The 13,836-nt window shown below is 50.9% G+C and carries 19 protein-coding genes and 1 pseudogene; 10 read left to right on the plus strand and 10 right to left on the minus strand.

All coding sequences use genetic code 11. The annotated features are described in order from the left end of the window. Window positions 1–595: DUF3037 domain-containing protein (locus QLG02_RS18560; protein WP_282465855.1), on the minus strand; the 595-nt coding region annotated here is incomplete at its 3' end. After that, a complete protein-coding gene (locus QLG02_RS18565) occupies window positions 592–1,377 on the minus strand; it encodes a HipA family kinase (protein WP_279452609.1) in 786 nt (261 codons plus the stop codon). The genes QLG02_RS18560 and QLG02_RS18565, both read right to left, overlap by 4 nt. Window positions 1,378–1,803: 426 nt before the next feature. Between QLG02_RS18565 and QLG02_RS18570 the strand changes: the two genes are divergently transcribed. From QLG02_RS18570 to QLG02_RS18580, 3 genes are all read left to right on the plus strand, one after another. Continuing rightward, window positions 1,804–2,613 (plus strand): FRG domain-containing protein, encoded by an 810-nt coding sequence (locus QLG02_RS18570; RefSeq protein WP_279452607.1) that lies wholly within the window; start codon window positions 1,804–1,806, stop codon window positions 2,611–2,613. A gap of 53 nt (window positions 2,614–2,666) precedes the next feature. Next, a complete protein-coding gene (locus QLG02_RS18575; protein ID WP_282465856.1) occupies window positions 2,667–3,464 on the plus strand; it encodes a hypothetical protein in 798 nt (265 codons plus the stop codon). Between the two features lie 833 nt (window positions 3,465–4,297). Then, window positions 4,298–5,335: a DUF4917 family protein gene (locus tag QLG02_RS18580; RefSeq protein WP_282465857.1), complete on the plus strand. Its 1,038-nt coding sequence runs from the start codon at window positions 4,298–4,300 to the stop codon at window positions 5,333–5,335. A 211-nt stretch (window positions 5,336–5,546) separates the two neighbouring features. Here QLG02_RS18580 and QLG02_RS18585 read toward each other — a convergent pair whose 3' ends face one another. The 7 genes and pseudogenes from QLG02_RS18585 to QLG02_RS18615 all read right to left on the minus strand — a co-directional run bounded on the left by QLG02_RS18585 (window position 5,547) and on the right by QLG02_RS18615 (window position 8,067). After that, window positions 5,547–6,029, minus strand: a complete 483-nt coding sequence (locus tag QLG02_RS18585) for a hypothetical protein (RefSeq protein WP_282465858.1) — start codon at window positions 6,027–6,029, stop codon at window positions 5,547–5,549. Then, window positions 6,007–6,267 (minus strand): hypothetical protein, encoded by a 261-nt coding sequence (locus QLG02_RS18590; RefSeq protein WP_282465929.1) that lies wholly within the window; start codon window positions 6,265–6,267, stop codon window positions 6,007–6,009. Before QLG02_RS18590 ends, QLG02_RS18585 begins: the two co-directional genes overlap by 23 nt. A gap of 312 nt (window positions 6,268–6,579) precedes the next feature. Next, window positions 6,580–6,768, minus strand: a pseudogene (locus QLG02_RS18595) (helix-turn-helix domain-containing protein); the annotation flags it as partial. Beyond that, window positions 6,765–7,010: a hypothetical protein gene (locus QLG02_RS18600; RefSeq protein ID WP_045525500.1), complete on the minus strand. Its 246-nt coding sequence runs from the start codon at window positions 7,008–7,010 to the stop codon at window positions 6,765–6,767. The gene QLG02_RS18600 and the pseudogene QLG02_RS18595, both read right to left, overlap by 4 nt. 196 nt (window positions 7,011–7,206) lie before the next feature. Further along, window positions 7,207–7,425, minus strand: a complete 219-nt coding sequence (locus QLG02_RS18605; protein WP_041218129.1) for a hypothetical protein — start codon at window positions 7,423–7,425, stop codon at window positions 7,207–7,209. Between the two features lie 4 nt (window positions 7,426–7,429). Next, on the minus strand, window positions 7,430–7,819 hold the full coding sequence (locus tag QLG02_RS18610) for a hypothetical protein (protein ID WP_282465859.1): 390 nt from the start codon (window positions 7,817–7,819) through the stop codon (window positions 7,430–7,432). Window positions 7,820–7,860: 41 nt separating this feature from the next. Then, window positions 7,861–8,067, minus strand: coding sequence for a Cro/CI family transcriptional regulator (locus QLG02_RS18615; protein WP_017766133.1), 207 nt, complete (start codon window positions 8,065–8,067; stop codon window positions 7,861–7,863). A gap of 136 nt (window positions 8,068–8,203) precedes the next feature. On the opposite strand from QLG02_RS18615, the gene QLG02_RS18620 reads away from it, so the two are divergent. The 3 genes from QLG02_RS18620 (at window position 8,204) to QLG02_RS18630 (ending at window position 9,753) form a co-directional block, all read left to right on the plus strand. Then, window positions 8,204–8,818, plus strand: coding sequence for a helix-turn-helix transcriptional regulator (locus tag QLG02_RS18620; RefSeq protein ID WP_231586280.1), 615 nt, complete (start codon window positions 8,204–8,206; stop codon window positions 8,816–8,818). 210 nt (window positions 8,819–9,028) lie between these two features. Next, window positions 9,029–9,208, plus strand: a complete 180-nt coding sequence (locus tag QLG02_RS18625; RefSeq protein WP_011705891.1) for a hypothetical protein — start codon at window positions 9,029–9,031, stop codon at window positions 9,206–9,208. Window positions 9,209–9,507: 299 nt separating this feature from the next. After that, window positions 9,508–9,753: a hypothetical protein gene (locus QLG02_RS18630; RefSeq protein ID WP_135319756.1), complete on the plus strand. Its 246-nt coding sequence runs from the start codon at window positions 9,508–9,510 to the stop codon at window positions 9,751–9,753. A gap of 310 nt (window positions 9,754–10,063) precedes the next feature. On the opposite strand, the gene QLG02_RS18635 is transcribed toward QLG02_RS18630, so the two are convergent. Further along, window positions 10,064–10,417, minus strand: coding sequence for a hypothetical protein (locus QLG02_RS18635; protein WP_102988726.1), 354 nt, complete (start codon window positions 10,415–10,417; stop codon window positions 10,064–10,066). Between the two features lie 198 nt (window positions 10,418–10,615). Here QLG02_RS18635 and QLG02_RS18640 point away from each other — a divergent pair, with 198 nt between their 5' ends. Genes QLG02_RS18640 through QLG02_RS18655 form a run of 4 tightly spaced genes read left to right on the plus strand, consistent with a single transcriptional unit; the run spans window position 10,616 to window position 13,819 of the window. Next, window positions 10,616–10,891, plus strand: a complete 276-nt coding sequence (locus tag QLG02_RS18640) for a helix-turn-helix transcriptional regulator (protein WP_216972539.1) — start codon at window positions 10,616–10,618, stop codon at window positions 10,889–10,891. 17 nt (window positions 10,892–10,908) lie between these two features. Then, a complete protein-coding gene (locus QLG02_RS18645) occupies window positions 10,909–11,100 on the plus strand; it encodes a hypothetical protein (protein ID WP_282465860.1) in 192 nt (63 codons plus the stop codon). Between the two features lie 2 nt (window positions 11,101–11,102). After that, window positions 11,103–12,770: a PD-(D/E)XK nuclease-like domain-containing protein gene (locus tag QLG02_RS18650; protein WP_282465861.1), complete on the plus strand. Its 1,668-nt coding sequence runs from the start codon at window positions 11,103–11,105 to the stop codon at window positions 12,768–12,770. Next, window positions 12,767–13,819 (plus strand): RecT family recombinase, encoded by a 1,053-nt coding sequence (locus QLG02_RS18655; RefSeq protein WP_282465862.1) that lies wholly within the window; start codon window positions 12,767–12,769, stop codon window positions 13,817–13,819. Before QLG02_RS18650 ends, QLG02_RS18655 begins: the two co-directional genes overlap by 4 nt. Window positions 13,820–13,836: the final 17 nt, after the last annotated feature.

A 13,836-nucleotide genomic window follows, 5' to 3' on the forward strand; every position in this document is an offset into this window, starting at 1 on the left:
GCCTCCCAAATACAAAGCTAAGGGGTCGTATGGCCCTCATGTTCATACCATCTTTTTGATGGATGAAGGGAACCTTAGCCTTCACGAGTCCCATTGGATCGCCCAGATCAGCCGCCTTGTAGTATTTGCGGAGATCATTCTGCTCAAGCAACTGCCTCACTGCAGTCTCCAATTTCTCGGTTGCAGAGGGCTGCTTGGCAAAACTATGGTGAACATAGTGCTCGTAGAGCTTTTCAAGATACTCAGCTAAATCTCCATCCACTAAAGCAGGCTTTGCCTGGCTGAAGTAGATCAGCCCTTCTTTAGCTTTAGTTGCCTCGTGGAAAAGGCGAAGTGTGCTATCAGGGCTACCCAGATAGAGGCTCGTCTCTTGAACCCGTTGCAGCTCATCAGACACGAACTTTGCCACCATCCTCGGGAGCTTCACATCAAGCTCACTGAAGAAGCCGGTAACTCGAGAGAAACGCGTTGTTTCAATGCGATAGTCCAAAAAGCCCGCTTTAGGGGCACATAGAACCACCCCCACGTTGGCAAACTCTTCGGTTTCACGATAGGGGCGGAACTGAACGACTGCGTAGACAACTTGATGTGTCATAGCTCTATCCACCTCCAAAAATGATTCTCAAACCGTCCCAGAAGAGGCATCACGACATCATCAATGATGTCCCCGCCTCCCAGTTGGCTGTTCGCTTCCTCCCTCCAATGAGGTGGGATTGCGGCGATGACCTGGGGTAACTGGCTCATGGCCTGAACCATGCGTTCAATATACTCATCTTGTGTTGCGATGTCATTGAGGGAGATCCCTGCATTGTCACCAGAGAAGACATGGTTGCTCCGGATCTTGATGTCCTCTTCCTCTGGCAGCAAAGCCAAATTGTGGTCAAAAACAACAAATGGGGGAGCGCTGGCTGTATCGAAGAGCAGGTTTACGTTTCCACCCAAGTCAGACAACGTCCGGTCCCCATTCTTGATCCAGACATCGAACACGAGGATATCCGTCTTTAGCTTGGAAGGCGTCGCCCTGGCCATCGCCATGTTCACGGCCATGGTGTTGCCATGAAACCGTGATGCAAACCCGACAGTATCGTCATCCCAGAAAGAATGGCTTCCCTGGAGTCTCATTAACTCAGGAATCCCCTCAACCAGGCGGCATTCGGGGGTCATCAAGCCAAACGCTTGAGCTAAATGACTACACACCCATTCAGCTATCAGCTGCCTAGGGGTGACCTCATCAAGGGTTTTGACAACGTACAGTAGCCCATCATGACATTCACACAAGCGGGCACCAGTGCTGCCTTCTCGCATGACCTCAATGATACGTGTGACCTGATAAGGCGCGGACTCGACTGTGAGCAACTTGGGTTGAATATCTTGCAAATAGCACTATCCCCATACCAAGTGCTGACACCTGTTAAAGGGAAGACCTCCATCCAGACGAAAATCCGAGCAAGTATACTGTAGCACCCGAAACGAATGGAACCCATTGGAATACCTAAATTTTTGTCTTTTGCCCCCAATCACAACTTCCCCAAAGCATCTCGGGGGGCAAGCCCTCGCCTTCCTCCCCTCCTTACAACTCCCCCTCTGCAAAATCTGCGATCCCCTCTCATATCCCCCTTCTTTTCGCTCAACAACCAGCATCGTTTGAGATACGATTTCCGCACGGTGCCCAAGCTCCATGCAAGGCTTACCTATGACAAGGAAGTGTCATCTGATCGCAGGTCAAAAGCAAAAAACCAGTGTTCCAAGGCTCTTAAAGTTGCAAAAAATAAGACATATCACTATTACATACTAGGATTTAACATGGAAATAAAGGATATAGATAGTTGGGATGACTTTGACAAATTAGTCAGCAGGATGAATTATCGAAAGTGGATTTTCAGAGGCCAAGCCAGTTCAGATTGGCTTCTGGAGAGTTCACTACATAGAGCCTTTGAAGATGCCCAGTCAATATTTAGATTGAAATTCAATGGAAGTAAAAAAATAAACAGATTGGAACACGAAAAGGTAATGATAGACCGATTCAAATGCAACGCTCATTTGTTTCTTACTCACCTCCCAAAACCTGAAGATGACTTAAGTTGGCTATCATTAATGCAACATCATGGAGCTCCCACTAGGCTTTTAGATTTCTCTCTTTCGCCTTATGTTGCACTTTTCTTCGCTTTAGAGGTTGGCGACACTGATGCAGTTATTTATTGCATAAATCATAATTCAATAGTAAGTGATGATGAAGATTATTTTGGAAGTAAAAGACCAGATGTATATTCAAAAATACTTGACCCTCTCCCAACTGAAGATAGTATTTGCCTCTTTGCTTTTGAGCCAACATTCTCAAACCAACGATTACTAGCACAACAAGGGCTTTTTGTTGCAACAAACACACTAGATATTAGTCATGATAAAATCTTGCAAGACTACAATATTAGCAAGAGAGATGCTTTTAAAATCGTTATACCAGCAAAGCTAAGATTTGATGGCCTCCGAAAACTTAATAAAATGAATATTAACTCAGCAAACATATATCCTGGACTAGACGGCTTTTGTAAAAGCATGCGCCGACAACCAGTTTTTGGCCTTGAATGGCAAAAAAGAATTGGTAATATTCTTTAAGAGGAATAGCCATGCACCACCTGTAAGATAGATGATATGTACTAGGGGAATAAATGGCACTTTTTGATATATTTATTCGTTCTGAATTAGAACGTTTGATTAATCTGTCCGACAATAAAGTTCGGGATGAATTTCATTTAGGTCAGGTTGTTGGTGAGGACGACTATACATCTAACCTAACACTTCGCATCCGAAGCGAAATAATGAGATGCTTACCTTTACAGGTAACTGCATTTTCACAAAAACTTCCCCCTACATTAGAAAGGAAATGGGGAGTGGATGCTTGCATCATATTAATTGACAATAATAGCAAAGAGTATAAAATTTGTTTGTTTGAAGCCAAAGAAAACAAAAACTCATGGGACTATAAGCAAAAAAATAAAAAAACAAGCCTCTCTCATTTCTCAACTCAATTACATCGGCAAACCATTCCAAACAAATTAGGATATGTGGTATGGGAACAATTCTACTCAAGAGCGCCTAATGGGAATTCTATTGGAAGAACAAATTTAAATGGTTCGACGTGTATTCTACACAATATTGCACATACACACAAAGGGGTTCATCCGAATCACAACGTATGGAGCATGAATGATGTAGATTATTTGGCCTCTATTCAATCATTTTTACCTAAAACAATGGGGGGGCTAGTAAAGACAGTTTGCGAGTGTAGGGTTGGAGTTGCTCGTTCAATGATGGAACTAGACACATTTCTTAAAAGCGAAATTCCAGCTAAGCACCTTCTTTTTCTGGAAGGTGGGATAAATAACTCAAGTGAACAAAATCTTATAAGTTACGCTGACTCATATATCAAAAACCATCCTAAACATCTTAACCTTGCTATTTATTAAGCGCTCAGAACGACCTCGCCAACAATCAAGATAACACTTCATCCATATGCTATGTCTTTCGACATAGTGTATGGAGCCATCATGTCATTAAAATGACACCCATGCGTGCAACGAAAGTTAACAATTGAACCAGATATATTTTATATACGTAATTCACTCCATAAAACTAGTGTTAGTTTAAATGCTAATGTTAATGGTATAAACTATATGCCAATAGCTATGTACCGACCTAGTTATCACCGGCCTCAGGCCGGTGTATCACTTCCCCTTATGAACAACCCCTTTATCTTCCCTGCTTCCTAGTAGCACTACGTGCTGTGCGGGATTATCTCCCTGCCCCCACATTTTACCTCACTCCTTCGCGCGCTTACTCTGCCAGCACCTGCTCCAACGGCCCCCTGCTCTGAGTGCTCCCGCAGAAATACCCGGACAACGGCCTCCATCTCACGGGCCTCATCCACACCTGGCAGCTAGTCGGAGCAACTAGGAAGCTTGTTTTAGCTGCTGTGCCCCAACTCCTCTACAAACTCCCTGCCTCAACCCCAACAGATCTGTGATCCACTCGGAATTAATCACTCATATGACTCCCGACTGATAATCATATGAGTTATGATCGTAAATTGGTCTTATACACCATACAGACCAATCCATGGCAAAAAGCAGTCACGTAATAACCAGTAAAGAGTAGCCATCTGAGGGCTGTAACTTAGGGACGGTTGCGTACCAATTTTTAATATGATTCTCCCCTCAACAGCCCAAATACGAAAAAGCAATTTTAAGACAACTCAGCTATCTCATTATTTTTTACTAATAATTTGTTCAAAGGTTATTTTATGGAAACTGAAGTTAAAAGTTATGATGAAGTAATTAATTATTTACATAAAAAAAACAGAACCCCTCATCTTTTATTAGGGAACGGTTTTAGCATGGCATATGACCATGAAATATTCTCTTATAATGCTTTGTATAGATTTATTGAGGATCAGAAAGACCCTCTAATCACATCTCTATTCAAGGTAGTGCAAACCAAAAACTTTGAACTTGTCATGCGACAGTTAAGTAATTTTATTGAGCTTGGGCTTGCGTTTCAAGCAGATAAAGCATTAATAGAAAAGATAGAATATGCGGAAGGCAGGCTAAAGGAAAGTCTCATTGATGCTGTTGAATCACTTCACCCTGAACATGTCTTTAAGTTAAGCGAGACCGAGATTAATAAATGTTCAGAGTTTTTATCTTTTTATACAAAAAATGAAGGCTCAATATTTAGCACTAACTATGACATTTTATTATACTGGGTCCTTATGAGAAAGGGGATTAAAAACTCAATTGATGGTTTTGGAAGAGATAGAGAAGATGATGGTTCATCTCCAGAAGATGCGGAATATTCAGAACTCAGATGGGGGGTTAACAGCTCTAAACAAAACATATTTTATGTTCATGGAGCACTCCCCATTTTCGATGAGGGGGTTCACATAACAAAAGAGCAATATACTGGTTCCAGCTATCTGTTAGAAAATATTAAAAAGAGAATAGATGCGGATCAATATCCTGTTTTTGTCGCATCAGGGAATGGTGATGATAAATTGAATCATATATTGCACAATAGATATTTAACTTTCTGCTACGACTCGCTATGTAATGTAGTGGGCTCGCTTGTAACCTTTGGGTTTAATTTCGGCGATTATGACCATCATATAATCAACGCCATAAATAAAGCCGCTAAGCCTGGTAGAAAAACGGGGGATAAGCTTCTAAGTATATATATTGGGGTCTATAGTGATGAAGATATGAAGCATATTTTGAGAATAAAAGATAAGTTCAAATGTAAAGTCAATCTGTTCGATGCAAAATCAGTTAGGGTATGGAGGTAAGACGTCCACTTAAATTACGAGCGAATTATCCATGGTATATTATTACTCCCCTCATACCATTGATGTACAAATTTTGCTAACACCGGCCTCAGGCCGGTGTATCCCGCTCTTCCCTTCTTCTTCTGAACAGCGCCTTTAGGCTTGCAACCCCCCGTTGCCCCGTTTCTTGGTAGAACTCAGGGCTGTACCTCTTCGTACTAGGCCCCTCAAGTTACGCCCCCATCACACTCACACCTTGTCGGGCTTTCTCAGCCAACACCTTCCGCAGCTCAGCCTTGACCTCCTCTGCAGGCACACTGCGATCCCGCAGGTACACCCTCACCTCCGCCTCCATCTCACATACTCGCAGAGACACCTGGCGGCCAACTGACGCGGTGCGGGGAACTGGATTATTCCGCAGGATAACAGCCCGCACCTCCGCTGGCCGTGGCGCAAACTGCCGCTCGACATCCTCCCCAAGCTGCAGCACCGCCTCGCGGATCTGCTGCGCATTGAAACCTCTGAGCATGCTCCCCCAGGCCAACGCCACGCCGCGGGCATTGCTGTCCAGCTGGTTGGCACTGGCTGGCCAAAGTCCGGCCATCAGCGGCAGCAGCTCCTCGGCCAGGAACACCGACATCCGGGCGCTGACCTGCTGAACATCCCCTGGTGCGCTCAGAGCCGTAGCCTCGTCAGAGTGGAGTGCTGTCGTCATAGACTCCCCTCCCCGACTCTCTGAGTGCCTTAGCAGCCTGCTGGGCCGCCTGTAGGTTTTCCAGTGGCTTGCGCTGCGCAGTGGTCCGGAACGAGCTGGCAGCACGGCGAATCCAGTTACGCCAGGTCTTCTCCCAGTCCAGCTTGATGGCCTTGGCGCCGGGCAGCGCCTGCCAGTAATCAGCGAAAGTGGCCGCCTCCAGCAGGATCCGCTCTCTGGGGAGTCCAGTCTCCTGCATAGCCCACCTCCCCCACTCGCCAGGAAGCACCCAGTCGTTCGGCAAGCGTGTACCTCGTCGTGGCGGCTCACTGTCTGGGCGTTTGTCCCCTTGGGGGGATACAGGGGGGATCTTTGGTTCAATGACTGGATCTAAAGAGTGACTGATTCTATGTGCAGCTCCTGCACCACCCCCTAGTGCAGCTCCTGCACTACCCTGGTGAATCTCCTGCACCTCTGGATGTGCAGCTCCTGCACCATCCAATGTCAGCACATAGACGTTCGATCTCTTCCCTTGAGGTCCTACCCGAGACTCCTTAGTCAGGAGCCCAGAGTCACATAGCGCATCGATATGATTAATCACTGAGCGCCGGGAGATCTCACACTGATCTGCAATGTGTTGGTACGACGGCCAGCATTCGCCAGTATCGCTGGCGTTGTCCGCCAGCTTGATCAGCACCAACTTCCGCAGTGGATTACCCACCTTGATGCTCATGGCCTTGGCCATCAGTAGCATGCTCATGCCGCCACCTTCCCTTTCTTCTTATCTTCCCTCGCCTGCTGGCGCTGTTTCTTCTGGACCAGCTTGGCCATGCGCTTGGCGACCCGCAGACACTCCGAGAACACGGCCCCCTTGCGGAAACCTGAACTCTTCTCGTAGTGGCTGACAGCCTCCTTACAGGCCAGGTGGGTAGCTTCGGCAGAGAAACCGTCAGCGAGCAGAAGTTTGCGAACATGGCGCTCGATGAACTCCTTAGGATGCATGGCGTACCTCCTGCTCGGTGTAGGCACAGGCCGGGCACTCAAATGCGTGGTCATCGGTACTGGATCGCAGTTCACTGCCGCATCGCGGGCAGTGGTCGAGATCATGAGGTAATGGGTGGCCCCCATGGGCCATGGTTGAATTGGTCATTGGATGGGTCCTGGTATAAAGCCCGGTGGTTAAGCGGGCCCGGATAAATTAGGCGCTTGGCTGCTTCTCGGCGCGTTCAAGAGTGCGTGCCTCAAGCTCTCGAGCCAGGCGGACAGCTTGGCGGTCGGTGCCGGCGGCGTGGGCAGTCGAAATCAGCGGCTCATCGAGGGCCAGGGCCAGCTCATGCATGACCGATTTCAGGATGATGTTGTCCCGATCGCTGACATGCTGGGATGCCGGGCGCGGCGGGCGAAGTTGCGTGGTCATGTGGTTACCTCCCGAGGACGAAGTTGATGAGTTTTTGCAGGGGGCGTAGGGGGCGCTCCTCGTTGTAGGCGGCCTCGTCTTCCGGGCTGAACTGAAGCAAGCCGCGCTCGGGAAGGCCGGAGCCGTCCAGGATCTCCTCGACGGTCACAGGCGGAAATCCCTGCTCCAGCAAGCTCCGATTGGCCCGTTTCACGGCCCTAGCCAGGATTTGCGGCTCATGTTGGGATATGGCCTTGAGCAGGATCAGCAGCGAGGTGCGGGCAAATGCAGTTTCGGTCATGCGCAGTTCTGCGCCCACTTCCTGCCACACCTGGCGCTGGCCCGGGGTGCCACGCACCTTCAGCGGTGACAGCGTGTCGAGTTTTTCATGATCGGGGAGCGATATTCTTCCCATGGAGTTGGTCCTCTGTGTTGGGTGGGAAAGCGGGCCGGTGGTTAGGCGGCCTGCTTAGAGTCCTGTTGAACAGGACGGTAATCTTCCAAGCCGAAATCCAGCTTTCCTCCGGACTTGAAGTGGATGCGGGTTGCAAACTGCTCCGGAATGACTTCAGGCCATTCAGACACGGTGCTTTTGCCTGCCCCCAGCGCCCGGGCAAGAGCGTTATTGCCGCCAAAGAAATTGATGGCGTCCTGTTTTTTCATTGGTCAGGGTCCTTTGTTGCTCCCTTATAGTGGAGGCGCCATTTTGGTTCGGTTTCGCGAACGTGTCAATCATCGACATTTCGGACATGCAATAGGTGAAAATACATCTGTGTTTTAATTAGCGAACGGGAACGACATGACCTCTTTTAGAGATCGACTGGAATACATGATGAAGGAGCGTGGCTACAAGCAGGCTGACCTAGTGCGCAAGTCAGGGATCAGCAAGGCCGTGATCTCCGTCCTGCTGTCGGACCCGTTAAAAGATTTGCGAGTGAGTAGCCTTCTCTCTATTGCCAAAGCCCTTGGCTGTGACCCGCTCTGGCTCTACACCGGCAAGGAAAGTGGTACCTATGTGACCGACACCAACCTCGGGAAAGTACCTGTATGGGAGATGTCAGAACTGGGGAAGCATCCGTCTGATGCGCTCTCAACCCTGGATAGCGGACGCCATATATTTAGCGAGTTAGACGGGCAGCTCATTGGTGTGGTTGCCAACGATGACAATCTTGCTGGCTCCGGCATCAAGACTGGTGATATCTGCGTGATTGACTTGGCAGACAGAGCCCCCAGTCATGAAGACATACTTTTAGTCCAGTTAGGTGACAACAAGCAGCATAGGCTTCTCAAAGCCCTTGATGGCCTATCAGGCATCAGCCTTGTAACAGATGATCAGCGTCTTGGCACTGTGCCAATCAAAGATGCAATTGTTTATGGGCGGATGGTAGAACTACGCCGTGACGTAAAGGAGTAGCCCACCCCATCCCCATCAAGCCCGCTTCACGCGGGCTTTTTTGTGCCTGTCATTTAGGGGGCGACGGCACCGCCTCCAAAAAAGTTCGTTTTAGCGAACATTTTTCATTGACGTTAATGTTCTTCAATATTAACCTTCGCCTTGTTCGGTAAAACAATCGAATCGCTCATAGATAGAGCGCAAAACCAAACCAAACCAGAGGACCAACTCATGAAAGTGAATGACCAAGTGCAGTACACCAACCCCCGTACCCGCGTCTCCGTGCCGGCGGTGATCACCGACATCACCGACCTCGGCAAACGCCGCGGAGGTGGTCTCTTCTACACCGTCAAGACCGAGGCGGGTAAGGAACACCGGGCACGTGCAGCAAGCCTGCAAGCAGCTGCGTAACGAGTTGCTCCCGTCGAGCGCGGGAGCACTCAACCGCATGAGCATTGGCTCAGTGTTCAACCGGTTGAGAAGCATCATCGACAACCAGCAACAGGACCCAGCCCCTAACCAGGGCAGAAGAAAAGCGCCTGACCAGCGCGTAAGAACGACAAAGCCCGCACAAGGCGGGCTTCGAAGGACTGGGGTACCACCCCAATCAGATGTCACCAGGGGACCAACCCCAGCAACGGGACCCATCCAGCCAAAAAGCTAGGAAGGGAGTTAACGAGGACCAACTCGTCAACAGGAGCAAATGTACCATGACCAAGCACATTTTTTCCAGGGCCGCAAAACGTGCCGACCAAGTGGTAGCAGCCATCACTGACCGCCTGAATGGCAACGCCGCTCGCCGCCGCAACATCAAACAACGTCTGCACTTGGCCATGATGGCCGCAGAGCAACACCACATCGTTGCCGCACGCGCCGCCCAGAAGCGCACCGCCGGCATCACCAAGCACGGCGCACTCCTCCACTGGCGCGCCGAGTTCCACCGCAACGCCGTCTGACCCGGGTCTGGCGCTTCCCTTATAGCGCCGTAACCAAAGCCTCTTTCTCAAGCACCACAAGGATGCTTTGGCTTCGCTCACGCCAAATTCGGCTGAGCTCGCTCTTTAACAACCTGGAATGGGCAGTCACCGCTCGTAATTTGCTGGCCCGGCAAATCCCCGTTAACCCGTTCAATCCGGAATGTGGGGCAGGAAGGTGACAAGGTGTCTCCTGCACTACTCAGGGGACATCCCAGATCATTCCCTGGAGTGCTCTGGGATGTCAGAAAGAAGAAGCGCCTGCAAAAGCAGGCGCATCGTAACAACCACGTTAATCGACATACTCGCAGTTACAGCTGCTGTAGTCCAAATTCTTGCCCGTGTACACGTGGCATGACTTCTCATGCACGTTGTCCTTATAGAGCCGCACCGTCAGATGGGTTTTGTTATCCGTCGCTGTCTCATGAGGACCTGCTACAACCATAGCCCCCGACCTGGCTCCAGCCATGTTGCTATAGGCCGCGACTGCTTTGCACTGCATGACCACGTTGGTAGCCGCCTTTTTACTCATTGGCTTTGTGGATGGCGCATCCCAATTCGGCGTGAAATCGAGATAAGCAGCCAACGCGCTTTGAGAAAACACCAACAGCATGGCTGTAATCGCTACAGAGATAATTGTTTTCATCCTTAAAGACCTCATTGATTGCTGCGGTGAAATACCGCACGAGAAACCTAGCTGGAATAAGCAACCAACTCAAATGATACAAATATCAGTAGAGAAAACTCCTTTCTGATACTAGCGAAAGCAAACGAGGGATAAACAAGCCCCAGTTCGCTCCTTTCGCACGCCTGCATTGCTCACAACCACCACAGGACCCAGACCATGAAAAAGCGTACCGACCAAAGCAACCTTACCATCCCCCCTCTCAATGACGCATGCCGCAAGCGTCTGCGTCAGTTGCGTGAGCACCTCGGCCTGAGCCGGCCGAAGTTCGCCGACATGCTGGGCATCCCGCCCACCACGCTCAAGAACTACGAGTTGAACTACCGGGAAATCAGCGGCGGTACCCTGCTGTTGATCGCGCAGCACCCCGAGCTCTCAGCCCACTTCACCTGGCTGACGACCGGACAGGGCGAACCATTGGCCATGGCAGCCTGAGAGTAGAGGAACTCTTCATGAAGCAATTGACCGAAGCCCAGGTGATGGGCTTTCGCGGCTCAATGCCGCCCCGCACTGAGCACCACTACAGCGTGAACGTCGAGCCTGGTACCGAAGAACGCCAGGTTGCCCATAAACGCACTGCCACCCGCCGCGCTATCGAGGAATACCACGAGGAGCGTGCTCTCCGCCTTGAAATGGGGATCTAGCCATGTCTCTTGGCATCGAATATCGCTATTCCGAACGAGGGCCAGAGCCAGAACCAGTATCCGACAACGCCCCTGAGCCTGTGCTTATTGGCCCACCTATCCCGCGCCACATCACCAACCAACGTCAATTCCGCATCATCACCGAATCCAGGGCTCGCATGGACAAAGCCAAATCCATCGCTCTGGATAAGGCGCTGGCTGCCATGGACGCACTATTTAACAAACGAGGACCAACCATGGATAACTTCAACCAGAAAACCCAGATTGCCGACGCCATTGTTACCAAGTTCGAGCCTGCAGCCCCTGGCATTTACCCCGGGATCCCCGGCGAGGCCTACCACGGTGGACCAGGTTTATCCAAAAGTGGCTTGGATTGGGCTTTGGTGTCTGGCCAGCACTATCACTACTACCAAGTAGAAGGTAACGACCAGAAGCAAACTGCAGCACTGCGAGAAGGCCGGATCCTGCACAAAGTCGTGCTGGAGTTTGAGGACTTCAACAGCGAATTCGTTGTTGAGCCTGAATGGCCAGAAGATGCCATCAACGGTGCCGAGCAGATGAAGGCCATCATCCAGGCCTACAACGAAAACCTCGAGCAGAAACCAGCTGTCGAGGAACTCGTCCAGGCGATCGAGATCCACAACGCTAAGCTGCCGAAGCCAATTGACGCAGGCAAAAGCGTGGGGGAACACGAGGCAGCTTATGAACTGCTGCCCGAAGCATTCCAAACTCTGGGTGAAGATGACAAGCGAACAGCCACAGTGCTCAAAGCCTGTATCAAGGCCTACAACGACAGCCTACCCAAGCCTGTCAAAACATCTGGTAGCTATCAAGCCGTGCTCGAGAATTACGCCCTGCTGGGCATCCAGCAGGCAGAGCGGGCAGCACATATCAGCGCCCTGCCCTGCACACTCCCGCTGAATGGTACTAAAGCGGAAATGGCCGAGCGGATCCGCACTTTCAACCCTGATGCAGTGTTCCTTGATGAACTCAAAGAACAGTTCATGCAAGAAGCCGGCGGACGCGAGGTGTTGACGGCCAACGAGTATCAGCATGCCCTTCGCTATCGGGAGGCCGTGATGGCTCATCCCGAAGCGGCTGTGTTGCTTGATGAAGGGGTCGCCGAATCAAGCCTCTACTGGCATCACCCCGAAACCAAAGCTCTGCTCAAATGCCGGCCTGACTGGATGCGTCCCGATCACGTCCTGGTAGATCTGAAATTCGTGCGTAACGCCAGCCCTAGCGGTTTCGCCCGGGATGGCAGCGCCCACAACTACCATATTCAGGACGCCCACTACTGCGATGGCTATGAAACCCTTACTGGCCACAAGCCGAGCTTTGTATTTGTCGCAGTCGAGAAGGACGGCCCCCTGGGCCGAGACGTGTTCAAGCCCATTCTGGTTGGCGTCTACTACTACGGTCAGGACGACCAGCGCCGGGCGCTGGAGTTGCGCAACATGGCTGTACGAAACGTGGTGCGCTGGAGCCAGGACAACTACTGGCCCGGTCACGATGGTATGGGAGAGATCATCGTCCCCACGTACCAAGCCAATGCCGAGCGCAGCAGCCTCAATGAAGATGAGAGTGGCATAACGCTCACTCAAATCACTGACGTTGAGCAGCCGCTTGACGCCCTTCCCGACAACCTCTTTGGCAGCGAGGCCGCATGATGAACAATCAAGTAGCAACCCAAGAGGCCAGCCCTGTCCTGGCCAATGAGCGTGGCCAAGCCAACATGCTCAGCCTGATGATGAACGTCGATTTCATGGCGAGCATCGACAAGATGGCATCCATGATGGCCAGCGGTAAGACAACTGTTCCTCAGCATCTGCGAGGCAACCAGGCTGACTGCTTCGCCATCTGCCTTCAGGCGATCCAATGGGGGATGAACCCCTTCCCCGTGGCCCAGAAGACACACCTGGTCAATGGAACCCTCGGTTATGAGGCGCAGTTGGTCAACGCAGTGGTGGTCAACTCCGGTGCGATCAAGGGGCGCTTTGACTACGAGTTCTTCGGCCCCTGGGAACGGGTGATCGGCAAGTTCAAGGTGATACGCAAAGAAAAAGAAGGGAAACCCGTCGAGTATCGCGTACCTGACTGGACATTTGCAGATGAGACGGGGTGCGGCGTCAAGGTCATTGCGCACCTTGCCAGCGGTCAGACTCGTGATGTGACCCTGTTACTGCAGCAAGCTCGCACTCGAAACTCCACCCTTTGGGCTGATGACCCTAAACAGCAGTTGGCCTATCTCGGGGTCAAGCGGTGGGCCCGACTCTACACCCCAGAAGTGATCCTCGGGGTTTACTCCGTCGATGAGCTGGAGGAGATAGACGTAACGCCCCCGAGTGACGGCCCGCAAGGCGGAGCTGATGCAAAAGCAGAACTCACCCGCAAAGCGGCCGAACGCCGCGCCCAACAGCAAAAAGGACAAGTTATCGAAGGTAAAGCCCAGGTCGTCAGCGTCGGACATGAGCCCGCGGCAGAGCCCATCTCAGATACCAATGAGCAAAATGAGCCAAAGGACCTCGAAGCAGAAGACCTCCTCGCCGATATCCTGTTCAAGATGGATCTCGCTCAGTCTGGTTCTGAGATGAAAACCCTGGTTACCGAGGTCAGCCTGCTAGGCCCCCGCCTTACCACTGAACAGAAGAAGTCAGCATCTGGCATCTACCAGAAAAACGTTGACCGCCTTGGGCTCAGTACCAAGAAAGCTGCATAACCCATCTATCCAGCCCA

The organism is Aeromonas sp. V90_14 (genome assembly GCF_029967615.1).
Lineage (GTDB): Bacteria > Pseudomonadota > Gammaproteobacteria > Enterobacterales > Aeromonadaceae > Aeromonas > Aeromonas hydrophila.

Excerpts from the sequence above, each read along its gene's own strand:
- QLG02_RS18570 (WP_279452607.1), top strand. The coding sequence starts at position 1,804 with ATGGAAATAAAGGATATAGATAGTTGGGATGACTTTGACAAATTAGTC.
- QLG02_RS18575 (WP_282465856.1), top strand. The coding sequence starts at position 2,667 with ATGGCACTTTTTGATATATTTATTCGTTCTGAATTAGAACGTTTGATT.
- QLG02_RS18580 (WP_282465857.1), top strand. The coding sequence starts at position 4,298 with ATGGAAACTGAAGTTAAAAGTTATGATGAAGTAATTAATTATTTACAT.
- QLG02_RS18585 (WP_282465858.1), bottom strand. The coding sequence starts at position 6,029 with ATGACGACAGCACTCCACTCTGACGAGGCTACGGCTCTGAGCGCACCA.
- QLG02_RS18590 (WP_282465929.1), bottom strand. The coding sequence starts at position 6,267 with ATGCAGGAGACTGGACTCCCCAGAGAGCGGATCCTGCTGGAGGCGGCC.
- QLG02_RS18600 (WP_045525500.1), bottom strand. The coding sequence starts at position 7,010 with ATGCATCCTAAGGAGTTCATCGAGCGCCATGTTCGCAAACTTCTGCTC.
- QLG02_RS18605 (WP_041218129.1), bottom strand. The coding sequence starts at position 7,425 with ATGACCACGCAACTTCGCCCGCCGCGCCCGGCATCCCAGCATGTCAGC.
- QLG02_RS18610 (WP_282465859.1), bottom strand. The coding sequence starts at position 7,819 with ATGGGAAGAATATCGCTCCCCGATCATGAAAAACTCGACACGCTGTCA.
- QLG02_RS18615 (WP_017766133.1), bottom strand. The coding sequence starts at position 8,067 with ATGAAAAAACAGGACGCCATCAATTTCTTTGGCGGCAATAACGCTCTT.
- QLG02_RS18620 (WP_231586280.1), top strand. The coding sequence starts at position 8,204 with ATGACCTCTTTTAGAGATCGACTGGAATACATGATGAAGGAGCGTGGC.
- QLG02_RS18625 (WP_011705891.1), top strand. The coding sequence starts at position 9,029 with ATGAAAGTGAATGACCAAGTGCAGTACACCAACCCCCGTACCCGCGTC.
- QLG02_RS18630 (WP_135319756.1), top strand. The coding sequence starts at position 9,508 with ATGACCAAGCACATTTTTTCCAGGGCCGCAAAACGTGCCGACCAAGTG.
- QLG02_RS18635 (WP_102988726.1), bottom strand. The coding sequence starts at position 10,417 with ATGAAAACAATTATCTCTGTAGCGATTACAGCCATGCTGTTGGTGTTT.
- QLG02_RS18640 (WP_216972539.1), top strand. The coding sequence starts at position 10,616 with ATGAAAAAGCGTACCGACCAAAGCAACCTTACCATCCCCCCTCTCAAT.
- QLG02_RS18645 (WP_282465860.1), top strand. The coding sequence starts at position 10,909 with ATGAAGCAATTGACCGAAGCCCAGGTGATGGGCTTTCGCGGCTCAATG.
- QLG02_RS18650 (WP_282465861.1), top strand. The coding sequence starts at position 11,103 with ATGTCTCTTGGCATCGAATATCGCTATTCCGAACGAGGGCCAGAGCCA.
- QLG02_RS18655 (WP_282465862.1), top strand. The coding sequence starts at position 12,767 with ATGATGAACAATCAAGTAGCAACCCAAGAGGCCAGCCCTGTCCTGGCC.